Genomic DNA, 16,181 nt, shown 5'->3' with positions numbered 1-16,181 from the left:
GCGCGTCGACGCGCACGGGCTGCCCGGCGCGCCCGCCCCCGCCCGTCCACATCGCGGGACCCCTGCCAAACCCGTTCGCATACCCACCCCCCTCCTCCCATACGCTTGTCCCGTGACCCCCGTCGAGCTCTCCCGTACCGTGCTGCGCGCGGTGCGTCGTGCTGTCGATGACGGGGAGTTGCAGGTCGCCGTGCCGGAGCGGGCCGTCGTGACGGCTCCCGGGCCCGGTGGCTGTGGCGACTACGCCACCAACATCGCCCTCCAGCTCGCCCGCCCGGCCGGGCAGCCGCCCCTGCGCGTCGCCGAGATCCTCAGGACACGGCTCGCCGACAGCGACGGCGTACGGGACGTAGTCGTCACCGGGCCGGGGTTCATCAACATCAGCCTGGGTGACACCGCGCCCACCGCCCTCGTCGCGGAGATCCTGCGGCGCGGACCGAGATACGGGTTCGCCGACAGGCCCACCGGGCAGGTCGTCCAGCTGCACAGTCCGCACGAGGTACGCGCCGTCGTTGTCATGGCTGTCGTCGCCCGGCTGCTGCGCTCACAGGGCGTCCAGGTCCGCACCAGCTGTGAGGCCCGGCCCGAGGCGGAGTGGGAGACCGTGCTCGGCGTGCGCGTCGACGCGCACGGGCTGCCCGGCGCGCCCGCCCCGCTCGACGTCAACGTACGACCCGTCCCGGCCCCCGCCGACCCCCTCCCGCTCGGCCGCGACGCCGCCCGCTGGGCCCTCCTCCACCCCGCCGCCCACGACCGGCCCCGCATCACCGACGACCACCTCGTCCAGCGCGAGGACAACCCCCTCTTCCGCGTCCGGTACGCCCACGCCCGCACCCGTGGCCTGCGGCGCAACGCCGCCGATCTGGGGTACGGCGCCGAACCCGGCGCCGTACCGGGCACTCGCGAGCTCGACATCGCCCTCGGCGACCACCCCCGGGTCCTCGCCCAAGCGGCAGCGCACCGCACCCCCGACCGTCTCGCCCGGCACCTCGTCACCGTCGCCGATGCCGTCCTCCCCCTGCTGCCCGCCGTCCTCCCCCGAGGCGCGGAGAAACCCTCGGCCGCCCACCGTGCCCGGCTCGCCCTTGCCGAAGCCGCCGGGACGGTGCTGGCCGGTGGCCTGTCCCTGCTCGGCATCGACGCACCCGACCACCTCTGAGAGAGCCGAAGAGAAGAACGATGAGCCGTTCCGCACACCCCGCCGGGCCCCGTCACGCCGACGTCCTCCCCGAGGGCCACTACGCCGCCCCGCCCGCCGACCTCAACGACCTCGACCCCAAGGTGTGGGCCCAGACCGTCGCCCGTAACGCCGAAGGCACCGTCACCGTCGGCGGTATCGACGTGAAGACCCTCGCCGAGGAGCACGGCACCCCCGCCTACATCCTCGACGAGGCCGACTTCCGCGCCCGGGCCCGGGCCTGGCGCGGCGCCTTCGGGGCCGACGCCGACGTCTTCTACGCCGGCAAGGCGTTCCTCTCCCGCGCCGTCGTGCGCTGGCTGCACGAGGAGGGGCTCAACCTCGACGTCTGTTCCGGCGGCGAGCTCACCACGGCCTTGTCCGCCGGTATGCCCGCCGACCGCATCGCCTTCCACGGCAACAACAAGTCCGTGGACGAAATCACCAGGGCCATCGACGCCGGCGTCGGACGGATCGTCCTCGACTCCTTCCAGGAGATCGTGCGGGTCGCGCATGTCGCCCAGTCCCTGGGCAAGCGCCAGCGCGTCCAGATCCGTATCACCGTCGGGGTCGAGGCGCACACGCACGAGTTCATCGCCACCGCCCACGAGGACCAGAAGTTCGGCATTCCGCTCGCCGGGGGGCAGGCCGCCGAGGCCGTGCGGCGGGCGCTTCAGCTCGACGGGCTCGAGCTCATCGGGATTCACAGCCACATCGGGTCGCAGATCTTCGACATGTCCGGCTTCGAGGTCGCCGCGCACCGCGTCGTCGGGCTGCTCAAGGACATCCGCGACGAGCACGGTGTCGAGCTGCCGGAGATCGACCTCGGGGGTGGGCTCGGGATCGCGTACACGAGTGACGACGACCCCCGTGAGCCCCACGAGATCGCCAAGGCGCTCACCGAGATCGTCACCCGTGAGTGCGAGGCCGCCAAGCTGCGCACTCCCCGTATCTCCGTCGAGCCCGGGCGCGCCATCGTCGGCCCGACCGCCTTCACGCTCTACGAGGTCGGCACCATCAAGCCCCTCGACGGGCTGCGGACGTACGTCTCCGTCGACGGCGGCATGTCCGACAACATCCGTACGGCGTTGTACGACGCGGAGTACAGCGTCGCCCTCGTGTCCCGGACGAGCGAGGCCGAGCCCATGCTCGCGCGCGTCGTCGGCAAGCACTGCGAGAGCGGCGACATCGTCGTGAAGGACGCGTTCCTTCCCGCCGACCTGGCACCGGGTGACCTCATCGCCGTACCGGCCACGGGTGCCTACTGCCGGTCCATGGCCAGCAACTACAACCACGTGCTCCGGCCGCCCGTCGTCGCGGTGAACGACGGTGAGGCCCGGGTGATCGTCCGCCGGGAGACGGAGGAGGACCTCCTGCGTCTCGACGTCGGGTAGTCCCCAACCCCAGGTGGAAGATCTCCTGTCTTCCACCCCTGTACAAATGAAATAGATGTCTCACGATCCGGACGAAGGGCAGAAACTCCCGTCCGGTGAGTGAGACTGGTGCAACCGTAGACGGTATGAGGAAACGAGGTCGGATGATGCGTACGCGTCCGCTGAAGGTGGCGCTGCTGGGCTGTGGAGTTGTCGGCTCAGAGGTGGCGCGCATCATGACGACGCACGCCGACGATCTCGCCGCCCGGATCGGGGCCCCCGTGGAGCTCGCTGGTGTGGCCGTACGGCGGCCCTCCAAGGTCCGTGAGGGCATCGACCCCGTGCTCATCACCACCGACGCCACCGCCCTCGTCAAACGCGGCGACATCGACGTGGTCGTCGAGGTCATCGGGGGTATCGAGCCCGCCCGAACCCTCATCACCACCGCCTTCGAGCACGGCGCGTCCGTCGTGTCCGCCAACAAGGCGCTCCTCGCCCAGGACGGCGCCGCCCTTCACGCGGCGGCGGAGGCGAACGACAAGGACCTCTACTACGAGGCCGCCGTCGCCGGCGCCATCCCGCTGATCCGCCCGCTGCGCGAGTCCCTCGCCGGCGACAAGGTCAACCGGGTGCTCGGCATCGTCAACGGCACGACCAACTTCATCCTCGACAAGATGGACTCGACCGGGGCCGGGTACCAGGAGGCCCTCGACGAGGCCACCGCCCTGGGGTACGCGGAAGCCGACCCCACCGCCGATGTCGAAGGGTTCGACGCCGCCGCCAAGGCCGCCATCCTCGCCGGTATCGCCTTCCACACGCGCGTGCGCCTCGACGACGTCTACCGCGAGGGCATGACCGAGGTGACCGCGGCCGACTTCGCCTCCGCCAAGGAGATGGGCTGCACCATCAAGCTGCTCGCCATCTGTGAGCGGGCCGGGGACGGCCAGTCGGTCACCGCGCGCGTGCACCCCGCCATGATTCCGCTGACCCATCCGCTCGCCTCCGTGCGCGGCGCGTACAACGCCGTGTTCGTGGAGTCGGACGCCTCCGGTCAGCTCATGTTCTACGGCCCGGGCGCGGGCGGTTCCCCGACCGCGTCCGCCGTGCTCGGCGACCTCGTCGCCGTCTGCCGCAACCGGCTCAGCGGGGCAACGGGGCCCGGCGAGTCGGCGTACGCCGCCCTGACCGTGTCGCCGATGGGTGACGTCGTCACGCGCTACCACATCAGCCTCGACGTCGCCGACAAACCGGGCGTTCTCGCCCAGGTGGCGACCGTGTTCGCGGAGCACGGTGTGTCGATCGATACGGTTCGCCAGCAGGGCAAGGACGGCGAGGCCTCCCTCGTCGTCGTCACCCACCGTGCGTCCGACGCGGCCCTCACCGGGACCGTGGAGGCGCTGCGCAAGCTCGACACCGTGCGGGGTGTCGCCAGCATCATGCGGGTTGAAGGAGAGTAACCAGCAATGACCCACCAGTGGCGCGGAATCATCGAGGAGTACCGGGACCGGCTGCCCGTCTCCGACACCACGCCGGTCGTGACGCTCCGCGAGGGCGGCACGCCCCTCGTGCCCGCGCAGGTGCTCTCCGAGCGCACGGGCTGCGAGATCCACCTCAAGGTGGAGGGCGCCAACCCCACCGGGTCCTTCAAGGACCGCGGCATGACCATGGCCATCAGCAAGGCCAAGGAGGAGGGGGCGAAGGCCGTCATCTGCGCCTCCACCGGCAACACCTCCGCCTCCGCCGCCGCCTACGCCGTGCGCGCGGGCATGGTTTCGGCCGTTCTCGTCCCGCAGGGCAAGATCGCGCTCGGCAAGATGGGCCAGGCGCTCGTCCACGGCGCGAAGATCCTCCAGGTCGACGGCAACTTCGACGACTGCCTCACGCTCGCCCGCGACCTGAGCGACAACTACCCCGTGGCGCTGGTCAATTCGGTCAATCCGGTGCGTATCGAGGGGCAGAAGACGGCCTCCTTCGAGATCGTGGACATGCTCGGCGACGCCCCCGACATCCACGTCCTGCCGGTGGGCAACGCGGGCAACATCACCGCGTACTGGAAGGGCTACAAGGAGTACGCCGCCGACGGTGTCTCGAAGCAGACCCCGCGCATGTGGGGTTTCCAGGCCTCCGGCTCGGCGCCCATCGTGCGCGGCGAGGTCGTCAAGGACCCGTCGACCATCGCCACCGCCATCCGCATCGGCAACCCGGCGTCCTGGCAGTTCGCCCTGGCGGCGAAGGAGGAGTCCGGTGGGTTCATCGACGAGGTGACGGACCGTGAAATCCTGCGCGCCTACCGGCTGTTGGCCTCGCAGGAGGGCGTCTTCGTGGAGCCCGCCTCCGCCGCGTCCGTGGCCGGTCTGCTGAAGGCGGCCGAGCAGGGCAAGGTCGACCCGGGCCAGCGCATCGTCTGCACCGTCACCGGCAACGGCCTGAAGGACCCCGACTGGGCCGTCGCCGGCGCCCCGCAGCCGGTCACCGTCCCGGTCGACGCGGCGACGGCGGCCGAGCGGCTCGGGCTGGCGTAAGAGACGGGCGGGCGAACGAGGGCGCCCGCACGCCGTCGTGCGGCGCCGCACCCCGTCGTAGCGGCGCCACACCCCGTCGCAGTAGGCTCGCGTACGCGAGTCAGAGGGCGCTCACCTGGGGAACTTCCCTAGGGGGGGTGCATAGGGGGCTTACGACACGCATCGTGCGCCTCCTGTGCGCCCTATGTCGCCACAGAACCCACCTTCGATAGGCTGTACTGAACCCGCCCGCCGCATATGCCTCCGCATGGGGCACGTGGCCGCGCCGTCTCCGCGGCCCGCAAGCGGCAGGGGGCACGTCCGCCGGCCTCACGGCCGGACGCGGCTCCAGGGTCCGTCGTACGTCATCGAATGTCTTCGACAATCACGCAGCTCAAGGAGAGTCATCGAGCGATGGCCGGTCCAGCCTTCCGCGCCGCCGCCGTCCGGGTGCGCGTCCCCGCCACCAGCGCCAACCTCGGCCCGGGTTTCGACGCCCTCGGCCTGTCGCTGGGGCTCTACGACGACGTCGTCGTCCGGGTGGCCGACTCCGGGCTGCACATCGACATCGCGGGTGAGGGCAGCGAGACGCTCCCGCGTGACGAAAGCCACCTTCTCGTACGGTCCCTGCGCACCGCCTTCGATCTGCTGGGCGGCCAGCCGCGCGGCCTCGAGATCGTCTGCGCCAACCGCATTCCGCACGGCCGGGGGCTCGGCTCCTCCTCGGCCGCCATCAGCGCCGGCATCGTCGCCGCGCGTGCCGTGACCATAGGCGGCGAGGCCAAGCTCGACGACACCGCCCTCCTGGAGCTCGCCACCGAGATCGAGGGCCACCCCGACAACGTCGCGGCCTGTCTGCTCGGCGGATTCACCCTGTCCTGGATGGAGGGCGGCGCCGCACGCGCGATCAGGATGGATCCCGCCGATTCCATCGTTCCGGTGGTTTTCGTGCCCGCAAAGCCGGTCCTCACCGAGACCGCGCGCGGCTTGCTGCCGCGCACCGTGCCGCACGTCGACGCCGCCGCCAACGCGGGCCGTGCCGCCCTGCTCGTCGAGGCCCTGACCAGGCGCCCCGAGCTGCTGCTGCCCGCCACCGAGGACCGTCTGCACCAGGAGTACCGCGCGCCCGCGATGCCGGAGAGCGCGGCGCTGGTGGAGCGGCTGCGGGCCGACGGAGTCCCGGCGGTCATCTCCGGTGCGGGCCCCACCGTTCTGGCGTTGGTCGACGACGACAGCGCCGACAAGGTCGCCCATCTGGCAGGCGACGGCTGGGCCGCGAACCGGCTCGAGCTGGACGCCCAGGGAGCGAGCGTGCTGCCGCTTGCGACCTGACACACGGTTGCCGGATTTCGAGAGGGGGAATGTTTGTTGGATCCGGTAGTGTTAACCTCAAGTCTGCACCCGACCCCACCATGGCGAGGTGCTTCGTGTCCCCGTCCGGGACAGACATTCTTCCGGGAGCCTCCCAAGCCGCACTGTGTTTCGTACGACGTACGCGGGCAGTACCTCGTACGCGGGCGCTGAGCGACTTGCCGGGCACGCTCCGGAACCGGCGCGACCGAGCCGAGTGACACAGACACTGAGTGCCACAGCTCTGGGAAGCGTCATCACCAGATATTTCCTCCGCCACTTTTGGGCGGACCACCGCCCCGGCACGGTCCACACACCAAGGACCGCAGCCGGAGAAGCACAACCGGTCGCCGAGCCAGACAGGCCGACGTCCGCTCCAGGGAAGGACCCTTCGTGAGCGACACCACCGATCTGATGGGCGCACGTGTCGAGGAGACCGCTGCCGCGCCCGCCACGGACGCCTCCGCGCCTGCCACCGGTGCCGGCTCCCGGCGGCGCCGCGGTACCGGCCTCGAGGGCATGGTGCTGGCCGAGCTGCAGCAGGTCGCATCCGGCCTCGGCATCAGGGGCACCGCGCGCATGCGCAAGAGCCAGCTGATCGAGGTCATCAAGGAGGCGCAGGCCGGAGGAGGTGCCGCGGCTCCCAAGGCGGAGGCCGCTACCGAGACCAAGCCCAAGCGCCGCGCCACCTCCAAGGCCCGTACCGGCGAGGACGCCGAGAAGAAGGCGGAGAAGGCGGCTGAGGCCCCCGCCGAGAAGGCCGTGGCCCAGCAGCAGATCGAGATCCCCGGCCAGCCGGCTGGGGGCCCCTCCCGCGCGAGCGCTTCCGAGCGTGGGGGAGAGGACGCGCCGGCCGAGCGCCGCCGTCGCCGCGCCACCGCCGAGGCGGGCGCCCCCGCGGCCGCCCCCGAGACGGTCGCCGCCGAGGCGAAGAGCGAGCCGAAGGCCGAGACGCCCGCGCAGCCGCAGGCGCAGCAGGGCGACGCGAAGAGCGACGCCGACGGTGGCGAGGGCCGCCGCCGCGACCGCCGTGAGCGCGGCCGCGACCGTGACCGCGGCGACCGCGGTGACCGAGGCGACCGCCGCAAGGGTGACGACCAGCAGGGCGGCCAGCGCGGTCAGCAGCAGAACCAGCAGCAGGGCGGCGGCCGTCAGGACCGTGGCCAGCAGCAGGACGACGATGACTTCGAGGGCGGCCGTCGTGGCCGTCGCGGGCGCTACCGCGACCGCCGGGGCCGTCGTGGCCGCGACGAGATGGGCAGCGCGGAGCCGCAGATCAACGAGGACGACGTCCTGATCCCCGTCGCGGGCATCCTGGACATCCTCGACAACTACGCCTTCATCCGTACGTCGGGCTACCTGCCCGGTCCGAACGACGTGTACGTCTCTCTCGCCCAGGTCCGCAAGAACGGCCTGCGCAAGGGTGACCACATCACCGGTGCGGTCCGTCAGCCCAAGGAAGGCGAGCGGCGCGAGAAGTTCAACGCGCTGGTCCGCCTGGACTCCGTCAACGGCATGGCGCCCGAACACGGCCGCGGCCGCCCGGAGTTCAACAAGCTGACCCCGCTCTACCCGCAGGACCGGCTCCGCCTGGAGACCGACCCGGGCGTGCTGACCACCCGCATCATCGACCTCGTGTCGCCGATCGGTAAGGGCCAGCGCGGTCTGATCGTGGCCCCGCCGAAGACCGGTAAGACCATGATCATGCAGGCGATCGCCAACGCGATCACGCACAACAACCCCGAGTGCCACCTGATGGTCGTCCTCGTCGACGAGCGTCCGGAAGAGGTCACCGACATGCAGCGGTCGGTCAAGGGCGAGGTCATCTCCTCGACCTTCGACCGCCCGGCCGAGGACCACACGACGGTCGCCGAGCTCGCCATCGAGCGTGCGAAGCGCCTGGTGGAGCTGGGTCACGACGTGGTCGTGCTGCTCGACTCCATCACGCGTCTGGGTCGTGCCTACAACCTGGCCGCGCCCGCCTCCGGCCGCATCCTGTCCGGTGGTGTCGACTCGACCGCGCTGTACCCGCCGAAGCGCTTCTTCGGTGCCGCGCGGAACATCGAGGACGGTGGCTCGCTCACCATCCTGGCGACGGCTCTCGTCGACACCGGGTCCCGCATGGACGAGGTGATCTTCGAGGAGTTCAAGGGCACCGGCAACATGGAGCTCAAGCTCGACCGGAAGCTCGCCGACAAGCGCATCTTCCCCGCGGTGGACGTGGACGCGTCCGGTACCCGCAAGGAAGAGATCCTGCTCGGCAACGAGGAGCTCGCGGTCGTCTGGAAGCTGCGTCGTGTGCTGCACGCGCTCGACCAGCAGCAGGCGATCGAGCTGCTGCTCGACAAGATGAAGCAGACCAAGTCGAACGTCGAGTTCCTGATGCAGATTCAGAAGACGACGCCGACGCCCGGCAACGGCGACTGACGCAAGTCACCCCATAAAGGCCGCCGTACGTCATTCAGTGACGTACGGCGGCCTTTTGGCGCTGAGAGGACCAGGGGCATCCGTGTGCCCCTCCCTACTCATGCATCCCTGGGGGGACTTTCTTGACCACCACCACGTCCGGCAAGGGTCGTCACAGACGCCGGATACGTTTCGGGCTGCCCATCGCCGCCGCCGGTGTCGCCGCTGCCGTCGCCGCCGCGCTGCTGACCTCGTCCGCGGGGGCCGCGACCGCGCTGCCCAAGCCCACCGTGAAGCCCACCACCAGCTCCGCCTCGCTCGCTGAGCTGGAGCGGCGCGTCGCGGGCGCCGTCGCCGGTGACGACACCGCGGGGGAGACGGCGCGGAAGTCGTCGTACGGCGCGAGTACCAGCAGCTCCTCCGACGACTCCACCGCGAGCCCCATGGTCATCGGCGGCACCACGACCAGCATCACCTCGGCGCCGTGGATGGCGCAGCTCTGGTACTACGACGACCAGGGCACCACCGACGAGGCCGACGACATCGGTTTCTTCTGCGGTGGCGCCGTCGTCGCGCCGACGAAGATCCTCACCGCCGCGCACTGCGTCAAGGGCTACGACTGGTACAACTACGGCGCCGTCATCACCGGCACCGCCCAGCTGCCGACCACTGACGACGCCGGCAACACCGACCTGCACGGCGGCACCGTCACGCTGCCGCACCGGCAGTGGAACCACCCGTCGTACAGCTCGACGACCATCGACAACGACATCGCCGTCGTCACGCTGGCGGGCCCGGTCAAGGCGACGCCGATCCGCATGACGACGTCCGGCGACACCGCCTCGTACGCCGCCGGGACGAGCGCCAAGGTCTACGGCTGGGGCCGGACCAGCTCCACCAGCCAGGACATCTCCGAGACGCTGAAGACGGCCACGCTGCCCATCCAGTCCGACAGCACCTGCACGGGCTACTACGGCAGCGAGTTCATCAAGGGCCACATGGTCTGCGCGGGCAACCCGGCCAGCGGCAGCGACAGCGGCACGACGTCCGCCTGCAACGGCGACTCCGGTGGGCCGCTCGTCGTGAACGGCCGCATCGTCGGTGTCGTCTCCTGGGGTGTGCAGGACTGCGTGGCCGAGGGCGCGTACAGCGTCTTCGCCAAGGTCAGCTCCTACGTCGGTGCCGCCTACCCGCGCGTCGACGACACCAACATCAGCGGTGACCACCGGGCCGACATGTGGCTGCGCAACGCCTCCACGAAGACCGGTTACTCCAAGAACTCCAACGGCACCTCGTTCGCCGCGCGCGAGTCCTGGGGCGACTGGAGCGGCGTGAACGTCGTACTGCAGACGGACCTCGACCGGGACGGCTACCAGGACCTGGTGTTCCGGCGCAGCTCCGACGGGGCCATGTTCTGGTCGCACTACGTGCAGTCCAGCGGTTCCTGGGCGACCAAGACGATCTTCACCAACTGGAAGACCCGCGCCCGCATCGTCGCCCCCGGTGACGTCACCGGCGACTACAAGCCCGACCTGATCTCGGTCGACTCGGGCGGCGCCCTGTGGATCTACCCGGGCAACGGCAACGGCACCTTCGCCAGCCCGGTGAAGTCCGGCACCGGCTTCAACCAGTACAACTCCCTGCGCGGGCACGGCGACTTCACCGGCGACGGCAAGACGGACCTGATCGCGCGCAGCTCGTCCGGCGGCTACATCTATCTGTTCAAGGGCACCGGCAAGGCCGGCACGGGCGCCTTCGCCACCCGGATCAAGGTGCGCACCTGGGCGAGCTACACCGGCTTCGACGCCGTCGGTGACGTCACCGGCGACGGCAAGGCCGACTTCCTGGCCCGCAACTCCTCCGGCACGCTCTACCTGTACCCGGGCACCGGAAAGGCCACCAGCGAGATCTTTGCCACACCGAAGTCCGTCGGCACCGATTACAAGCAGTACGACATCTTCGGCTGAAATCGCAGGTGAGACGGGCATACCCGGTATCACCGCGCACGCACCGTGCCCACCGCTCCCCGGCGGTGGGCACGGTCCGTTGTGCAACCCTTCTCCGAGTTTCCCCGTCTGACCGGACGGGGTCACGATGGTGTGGTACGGGCCAAATGGCCACGCCTGACCCTGAAAGCAGGGGGTAACCGACCGGACGAGAACCGAGGAGCACATGTCCGCCGAGAGCACGCCGGAGCCCGGCATACCGGGTGGTACCGGCACTACAGGTCCGCGTCACCGCGCGAAGGGCCGCCGTCGCAAGCCACGCGACAAACGCAAGGGCCTGCTGATCATGGCCTGGACGGCCGCCGGCATCGTGGTCCTCGGCGGCACCGGCGCCGGGTACCTGTACTTCAAGCTCAACGGCAACCTCAAGAGCGTCGACATCGACCAGGCCCTGGGCACCGACCGGCCCGAGAAGGTCGACAACGGCTCGGAGAACATCCTCGTCCTCGGCTCGGACACCCGCTCCGGCAGCAACAAGAAGGTGGGCGGCGGCACCGACGACGGCAGCGCCCGCTCCGACACGGCGATGATCGTGCACGTCTACGAGGGCCACAAGAAGGCCAGCGTGGTCTCCATCCCGCGCGACACCCTGGTCGACCGCCCCAAGTGCACCGACACGAACGGCACCACGCACGACGCCGCGTCCGGCGTCATGTTCAACGAGTCCTACGGCACGGGCGGGGCCGCCTGCGCGGTGAAGACCGTCGAGTCCCTCACCGGCATCCGGATGGACCACTACCTGGAAGTCGACTTCTCCGGCTTCCAGAAGCTGATCGACGAACTGGGCGGCGTCGAGGTCACCACGACCAAGGACATCAACGACCCCGACAGCCACCTCGATCTCAAGGCCGGCACCCACGAGCTCACCGGCAAGCAGGCCCTCGGCCTGGTCCGCACCCGGCACGGCGTCGGCGACGGCTCGGACCTCGGCCGCATCCAGCTCCAGCAGGCCTTCATCAAGGCACTGATCAACCAGGTCAAGGACATCAACCTCTTCGGCAACCCCAAGCGGCTCTACGACCTGGCCAACACCGCCACCAAGACGGTCACGACCGACTCCGACCTCGGCACGGTCAACTCCCTCATGTCCTTCGCCAACGGCCTCAAGGGCATCAGCTCGAAGAGCATGAACATGGTCACGATGCCGGTCCAGTACGACCCGGCGGACCCGAACCGGGTGATCGTGGCGGAGGCGAAGGCGAAGCTGGTGTGGGCGGCCCTGAAGAACGACAAGGCGATCCCGAAGGCGGCCACGGAGGGCACGGCGAAGGGCGACGCCAACGGCGTGGTGACATCGTCCTGAGCGACGCGGGGCGAGAATCGGGCTGCCCCGGGGCGCCCCTCAGGGCAGACGGTGATCAAGCCGCTACCCCCGCGGGCGAACCCCTACTCACCTTCGGGGAACAAACAACGGCAACCCCCGGTTTTGGGTGATGGCCCCAGTCCTGGCAGACTGGTACGTCGGCCCCGGTTCACGCTCCCGCATCCCGCGGTTGCGACCCGGCGCCCTCCCGAAACTAGGAGACACCTTGAAGCGCGACATCCACCCCGAGTACGTCGAGACGCAGGTCAGCTGCACCTGTGGCGCGTCGTTCACCACCCGTAGCACGATCTCCAGCGGCACCATCCGCGCCGAGGTCTGCTCCGAGTGCCACCCGTTCTACACGGGCAAGCAGAAGATCCTCGACACCGGTGGCCGTGTGGCCCGCTTCGAGGCCCGCTTCGGCAAGGCTGTTGCCGGCTCCAAGAAGTAGCTGGCTCCAATTCGCCGGTCCACGGCCGCGCCCTTCCCAGGCGCGCCGGGACCGGCGTTTTTGGTCGCCCGCCCTTCAACCCCGTACGCACACAGGAGCCCCAAGATGTTCGAGGCCGTCGAGGACCTGGTCGCGGAGCACGCCGACCTGGAGAAGAAGCTCGCCGACCCGTCGGTCCACTCCGACCAGGCGAACGCGCGCAAGCTGAACAAGCGCTACGCCGAACTCACCCCGATCGTCGCCACGTACCGCTCCTGGAAGCAGACCGGCGACGACATCGAGACCGCGCGTGAACTCGGCGCCGACGACCCGGAGTTCGCCGCCGAGGTCAAGGAGCTGGAGAAGCAGCGCGAGGAGCAGACGGAGAAGCTGCGCCTGCTGCTGGTCCCGCGCGACCCGAGTGACGACAAGGACGTCATTCTGGAGATCAAGGCGGGCGCCGGTGGAGACGAGTCCGCGCTCTTCGCCGGGGACCTGCTGCGCATGTACCTGCGCTATGCCGAGCGCGTCGGCTGGAAGACCGAGATCATCGACGCCACCGAGTCCGAGCTCGGCGGCTACAAGGACGTCCAGGTCGCCGTGAAGACGAAGGGCGGGCAGGGCGCCACGGAGCCCGGCCAGGGTGTCTGGGCGCGCCTGAAGTACGAAGGTGGCGTGCACCGCGTGCAGCGCGTGCCCGCGACCGAGTCCCAGGGCCGTATCCACACCTCCGCGGCCGGTGTGCTGGTCACTCCCGAGGCCGAGGAGATCGACGTCGAGATCAACCCGAACGACCTGCGGATCGACGTGTACCGCTCGTCCGGCCCGGGTGGTCAGTCCGTCAACACGACCGACTCCGCGGTGCGCATCACGCACATTCCGACCGGAGTGGTCGCCTCCTGCCAGAACGAGAAGAGCCAGCTGCAGAACAAGGAGCAGGCGATGCGTATCCTGCGCTCCAGGCTGCTCGCGGCGGCGCAGGAGGAGGCGGAGAAGGAAGCCGCCGACGCCCGCCGCAGCCAGGTCCGCACCGTCGACCGCTCCGAGAAGATCCGCACCTACAACTTCCCGGAGAATCGCATCTCGGACCACCGCGTCGGCTTCAAGGCCTACAACCTGGACCAGGTCCTGGACGGCGACCTCGACGCGGTGATCCAGGCCTGCGTCGACGCGGACTCGGCGGCGAAGCTGGCGGCCGCGTAAGGGTGTACAGGACGTAAAGGACGTACGAGTACGACACGGAGGACTTGCGTGCAGCAATCTCTTGGGGGGCGACCCCAAAGCCCCCGCAGCGTGCTGCTCGCGGAGGTGGCACAGGCCACCCAGCGGCTGGCCGATGCCGGCGTGCCCTCACCGCGCACCGACGCGGAGGAGCTCGCCGCGTTCGTGCACGGCGTGAAGCGGGGCGAGCTGCACTCTGTGAAGGACGCGGACTTCGACGCCCGCTACTGGGAGGTCATCGCCCGCCGTGAGCAGCGCGAGCCGCTCCAGCACATCACCGGGCGGGCGTACTTCCGCTATCTCGAACTCCAAGTGGGGCCCGGTGTGTTCGTGCCCCGTCCCGAGACCGAGTCGGTCGTCGGCTGGGCCATAGACGCCGTGCGCGCGATGGACGTCGTCGAGCCCTGCATCGTCGACCTGTGCACCGGCTCCGGCGCCATCGCGCTCGCCCTCGCCCAGGAGGTGCCGCGCTCGCGCGTGCACGCCGTGGAGCTGTCCGAGGACGCCCTGCAGTGGACGCGCAAGAACGTCGAGGGCTCCCGCGTCGACCTGCGTCAGGGCAACGCCCTTGACGCCTTCCCCGACCTCGACGGCCAGGTCGACCTGGTCATCTCCAACCCGCCCTACATCCCGCTCACCGAATGGGAGTACGTCGCTCCCGAGGCGCGGGACTACGATCCCGAACTCGCCCTGTTCTCAGGGGAGGACGGCCTCGACCTCATCCGCGGTCTGGAACGGACCGCACACCGTCTCCTGCGCCCGGGCGGTGTCGTCGTCATCGAGCACGCCGACACCCAGGGCGGCCAGGTGCCGTGGATCTTCACCGAGGAGCGGGGCTGGGCCGACGCGGCCGACCACCCCGACCTCAACAACCGCCCGAGGTTCGCGACCGCCCGCAAGGCGCTGCCGTGACCACCCCCCACACTTCAGTCCCGCAGTACGTGAACGACGTGTACTTCGTGTACGAGGAGGCCCGCTAGACATGGCACGGCGATACGACACCAACGACGCGACCGACCGCACGACGGGTCTGCGCGAAGCCGCGTCCGCCGTCCGCCGTGGCGAGCTCGTGGTCCTCCCGACCGACACGGTGTACGGCATCGGCGCCGACGCGTTCGCCAAGGAGGCCGTCGGCGATCTGCTGGAGGCCAAGGGGCGGGGCCGCAACATGCCCACCCCTGTGCTGATCGGCTCCCCGAACACGCTCCACGGTCTCGTCACCGACTTCTCCGAGCTGGCCTGGGAACTGGTCGACGCGTTCTGGCCGGGCGCGCTGACGCTGGTCGCCAAGCACCAGCCGTCCCTGCAGTGGGACCTGGGCGACACCCGGGGCACGGTTGCCGTGCGCATGCCACTGCACCCGATCGCGATCGAACTGCTCACCGAGGTCGGCCCGATGGCGGTGTCGTCGGCGAACCTGACCGGCCACCCCGCCCCCGAGGACTGTGACGCCGCGCAGGAGATGCTCGGCGACTCGGTCTCCGTCTACCTGGACGGCGGCCCGACCCCCGGCAACGTCCCGTCGTCGATCGTCGACGTCACCCGCGAGGTGCCCCTCCTGCTGCGCGCGGGCGCCATCTCGGCGGACGAGCTGCGAAAGGTCGTACCCGACCTCGAGGTGGCCAATTGACAGCCCCTGAAGCGGGGCGTGGCATAGGCAACGGGGAACGCGCGGCGGAGATCACGACGACCTTCGTGGGACTCCCGCGCGACAGCTTCCGCATCCTCCACGTCAGCACCGGCAACGTGTGCCGCTCGCCGATCACCGAGCGGCTGACCCGTCATTTCGTGAAGCAGCGGCTCGGTGTGCTCGGCGGCGGGCTGATCGTGGAGAGCGCGGGCACCTGGGGCCACGAGGGCGCGCCCATGGAATCGAACGCGGAGACGGTCCTCGCCGACTTCGGCGCGGACGCCTCCGGCTTCACCGGCCGCGAGCTCCTCGACGAGCACGTGATCCGGGCCGACCTGGTCCTGACGGCCACCCGCGACCACCGCGCCCAGGTCATCTCCATGGGCCACTCGGCGGGCCTGCGCACCTTCACGCTCAAGGAGTTCACGCGCCTGGTGCGGGCGATAGACCCGGCGACGCTGCCTCCCCTGGAGGACGGCGTGGTGTTCCGCGCCCGCGCCCTGGTGCGTGCCGCGGCCGCTCTACGCGGGTGGCTTCTTGCGCCGACGGCGGAGGCGGACGAGGTGTATGACCCGTACGGGGCGCCGTTGCCGTTTTTCCGGTCGGTGGGGGACGAGATACACGAGGCGCTGGATCCGGTGGTCACGGCGCTGACCGGGGTGCCGGCGCGGACGTAGGTGGCTGCCCATGGCGGTCGGTACTGGATATGGACGCCAACACCGGGCGTCCCTGACGTCCCCGGCCTACATTGGACGTACGTCAGCGTCGACGCCCCGGAGCCCAC

General features: G+C 70.0%; 13 protein-coding genes. All 13 read left to right on the top strand.

Annotation, left to right across the window (positions count from 1 at the left end; genetic code table 11):
• The first annotated feature begins 112 nt into the window (after positions 1–112).
• The gene (nrtL, locus tag IF78_RS0128820; RefSeq protein ID WP_031485855.1) at positions 113–1,159 is read left to right on the top strand and encodes an ArgS-related anticodon-binding protein NrtL; all 1,047 of its coding nucleotides are present in this window, start codon (positions 113–115) and stop codon (positions 1,157–1,159) included.
• A 20-nt stretch (positions 1,160–1,179) separates the two neighbouring features.
• Positions 1,180–2,571, top strand: a complete 1,392-nt coding sequence (gene lysA / locus IF78_RS0128815; RefSeq protein WP_031485853.1) for a diaminopimelate decarboxylase — start codon at positions 1,180–1,182, stop codon at positions 2,569–2,571.
• 143 nt (positions 2,572–2,714) lie between these two features.
• On the top strand, positions 2,715–4,007 hold the full coding sequence (locus IF78_RS0128810; RefSeq protein ID WP_078662626.1) for a homoserine dehydrogenase: 1,293 nt from the start codon (positions 2,715–2,717) through the stop codon (positions 4,005–4,007).
• Between the two features lie 6 nt (positions 4,008–4,013).
• Positions 4,014–5,072: a threonine synthase gene (gene thrC / locus IF78_RS0128805; protein ID WP_031485849.1), complete on the top strand. Its 1,059-nt coding sequence runs from the start codon at positions 4,014–4,016 to the stop codon at positions 5,070–5,072.
• 393 nt (positions 5,073–5,465) lie between these two features.
• Positions 5,466–6,383 carry a homoserine kinase gene (gene thrB / locus IF78_RS0128800; RefSeq protein WP_031485848.1) on the top strand — a complete coding sequence of 306 codons (918 nt, stop codon included), beginning with the start codon at positions 5,466–5,468 and terminating at the stop codon, positions 6,381–6,383.
• Positions 6,384–6,794: 411 nt separating this feature from the next.
• Entirely contained in the window at positions 6,795–8,828 is a 2,034-nt protein-coding gene (gene rho, locus IF78_RS0128795; protein WP_031485846.1) for a transcription termination factor Rho, read from the top strand.
• 164 nt (positions 8,829–8,992) lie between these two features.
• Positions 8,993–10,774, top strand: coding sequence for a trypsin-like serine protease (locus tag IF78_RS0128790; RefSeq protein WP_031485844.1), 1,782 nt, complete (start codon positions 8,993–8,995; stop codon positions 10,772–10,774).
• A gap of 205 nt (positions 10,775–10,979) precedes the next feature.
• Positions 10,980–12,116 carry an LCP family protein gene (locus IF78_RS0128785; RefSeq protein WP_031485842.1) on the top strand — a complete coding sequence of 379 codons (1,137 nt, stop codon included), beginning with the start codon at positions 10,980–10,982 and terminating at the stop codon, positions 12,114–12,116.
• 226 nt (positions 12,117–12,342) lie between these two features.
• Positions 12,343–12,567: a 50S ribosomal protein L31 gene (gene rpmE, locus IF78_RS0128780; protein ID WP_031485840.1), complete on the top strand. Its 225-nt coding sequence runs from the start codon at positions 12,343–12,345 to the stop codon at positions 12,565–12,567.
• Positions 12,568–12,672: 105 nt separating this feature from the next.
• Positions 12,673–13,749 (top strand): peptide chain release factor 1, encoded by a 1,077-nt coding sequence (gene prfA / locus IF78_RS0128775; protein WP_031485838.1) that lies wholly within the window; start codon positions 12,673–12,675, stop codon positions 13,747–13,749.
• Positions 13,750–13,839: 90 nt separating this feature from the next.
• The gene (gene prmC, locus IF78_RS0128770; protein WP_031485835.1) at positions 13,840–14,679 is read left to right on the top strand and encodes a peptide chain release factor N(5)-glutamine methyltransferase; all 840 of its coding nucleotides are present in this window, start codon (positions 13,840–13,842) and stop codon (positions 14,677–14,679) included.
• Between the two features lie 70 nt (positions 14,680–14,749).
• Complete coding sequence (locus IF78_RS0128765) at positions 14,750–15,397, top strand: L-threonylcarbamoyladenylate synthase (protein WP_031485833.1); 648 nt, start codon at positions 14,750–14,752, stop codon at positions 15,395–15,397.
• On the top strand, positions 15,394–16,074 hold the full coding sequence (locus IF78_RS0128760) for an arsenate reductase/protein-tyrosine-phosphatase family protein (RefSeq protein WP_031485831.1): 681 nt from the start codon (positions 15,394–15,396) through the stop codon (positions 16,072–16,074). Before IF78_RS0128765 ends, IF78_RS0128760 begins: the two co-directional genes overlap by 4 nt.
• Positions 16,075–16,181 lie beyond the last annotated feature (107 nt).

The organism is Streptomyces bicolor, assembly GCF_000719285.1.
Classification (GTDB): domain Bacteria; phylum Actinomycetota; class Actinomycetes; order Streptomycetales; family Streptomycetaceae; genus Streptomyces; species Streptomyces bicolor.
This window is presented reverse-complemented; position numbering and strand designations above follow the sequence as displayed.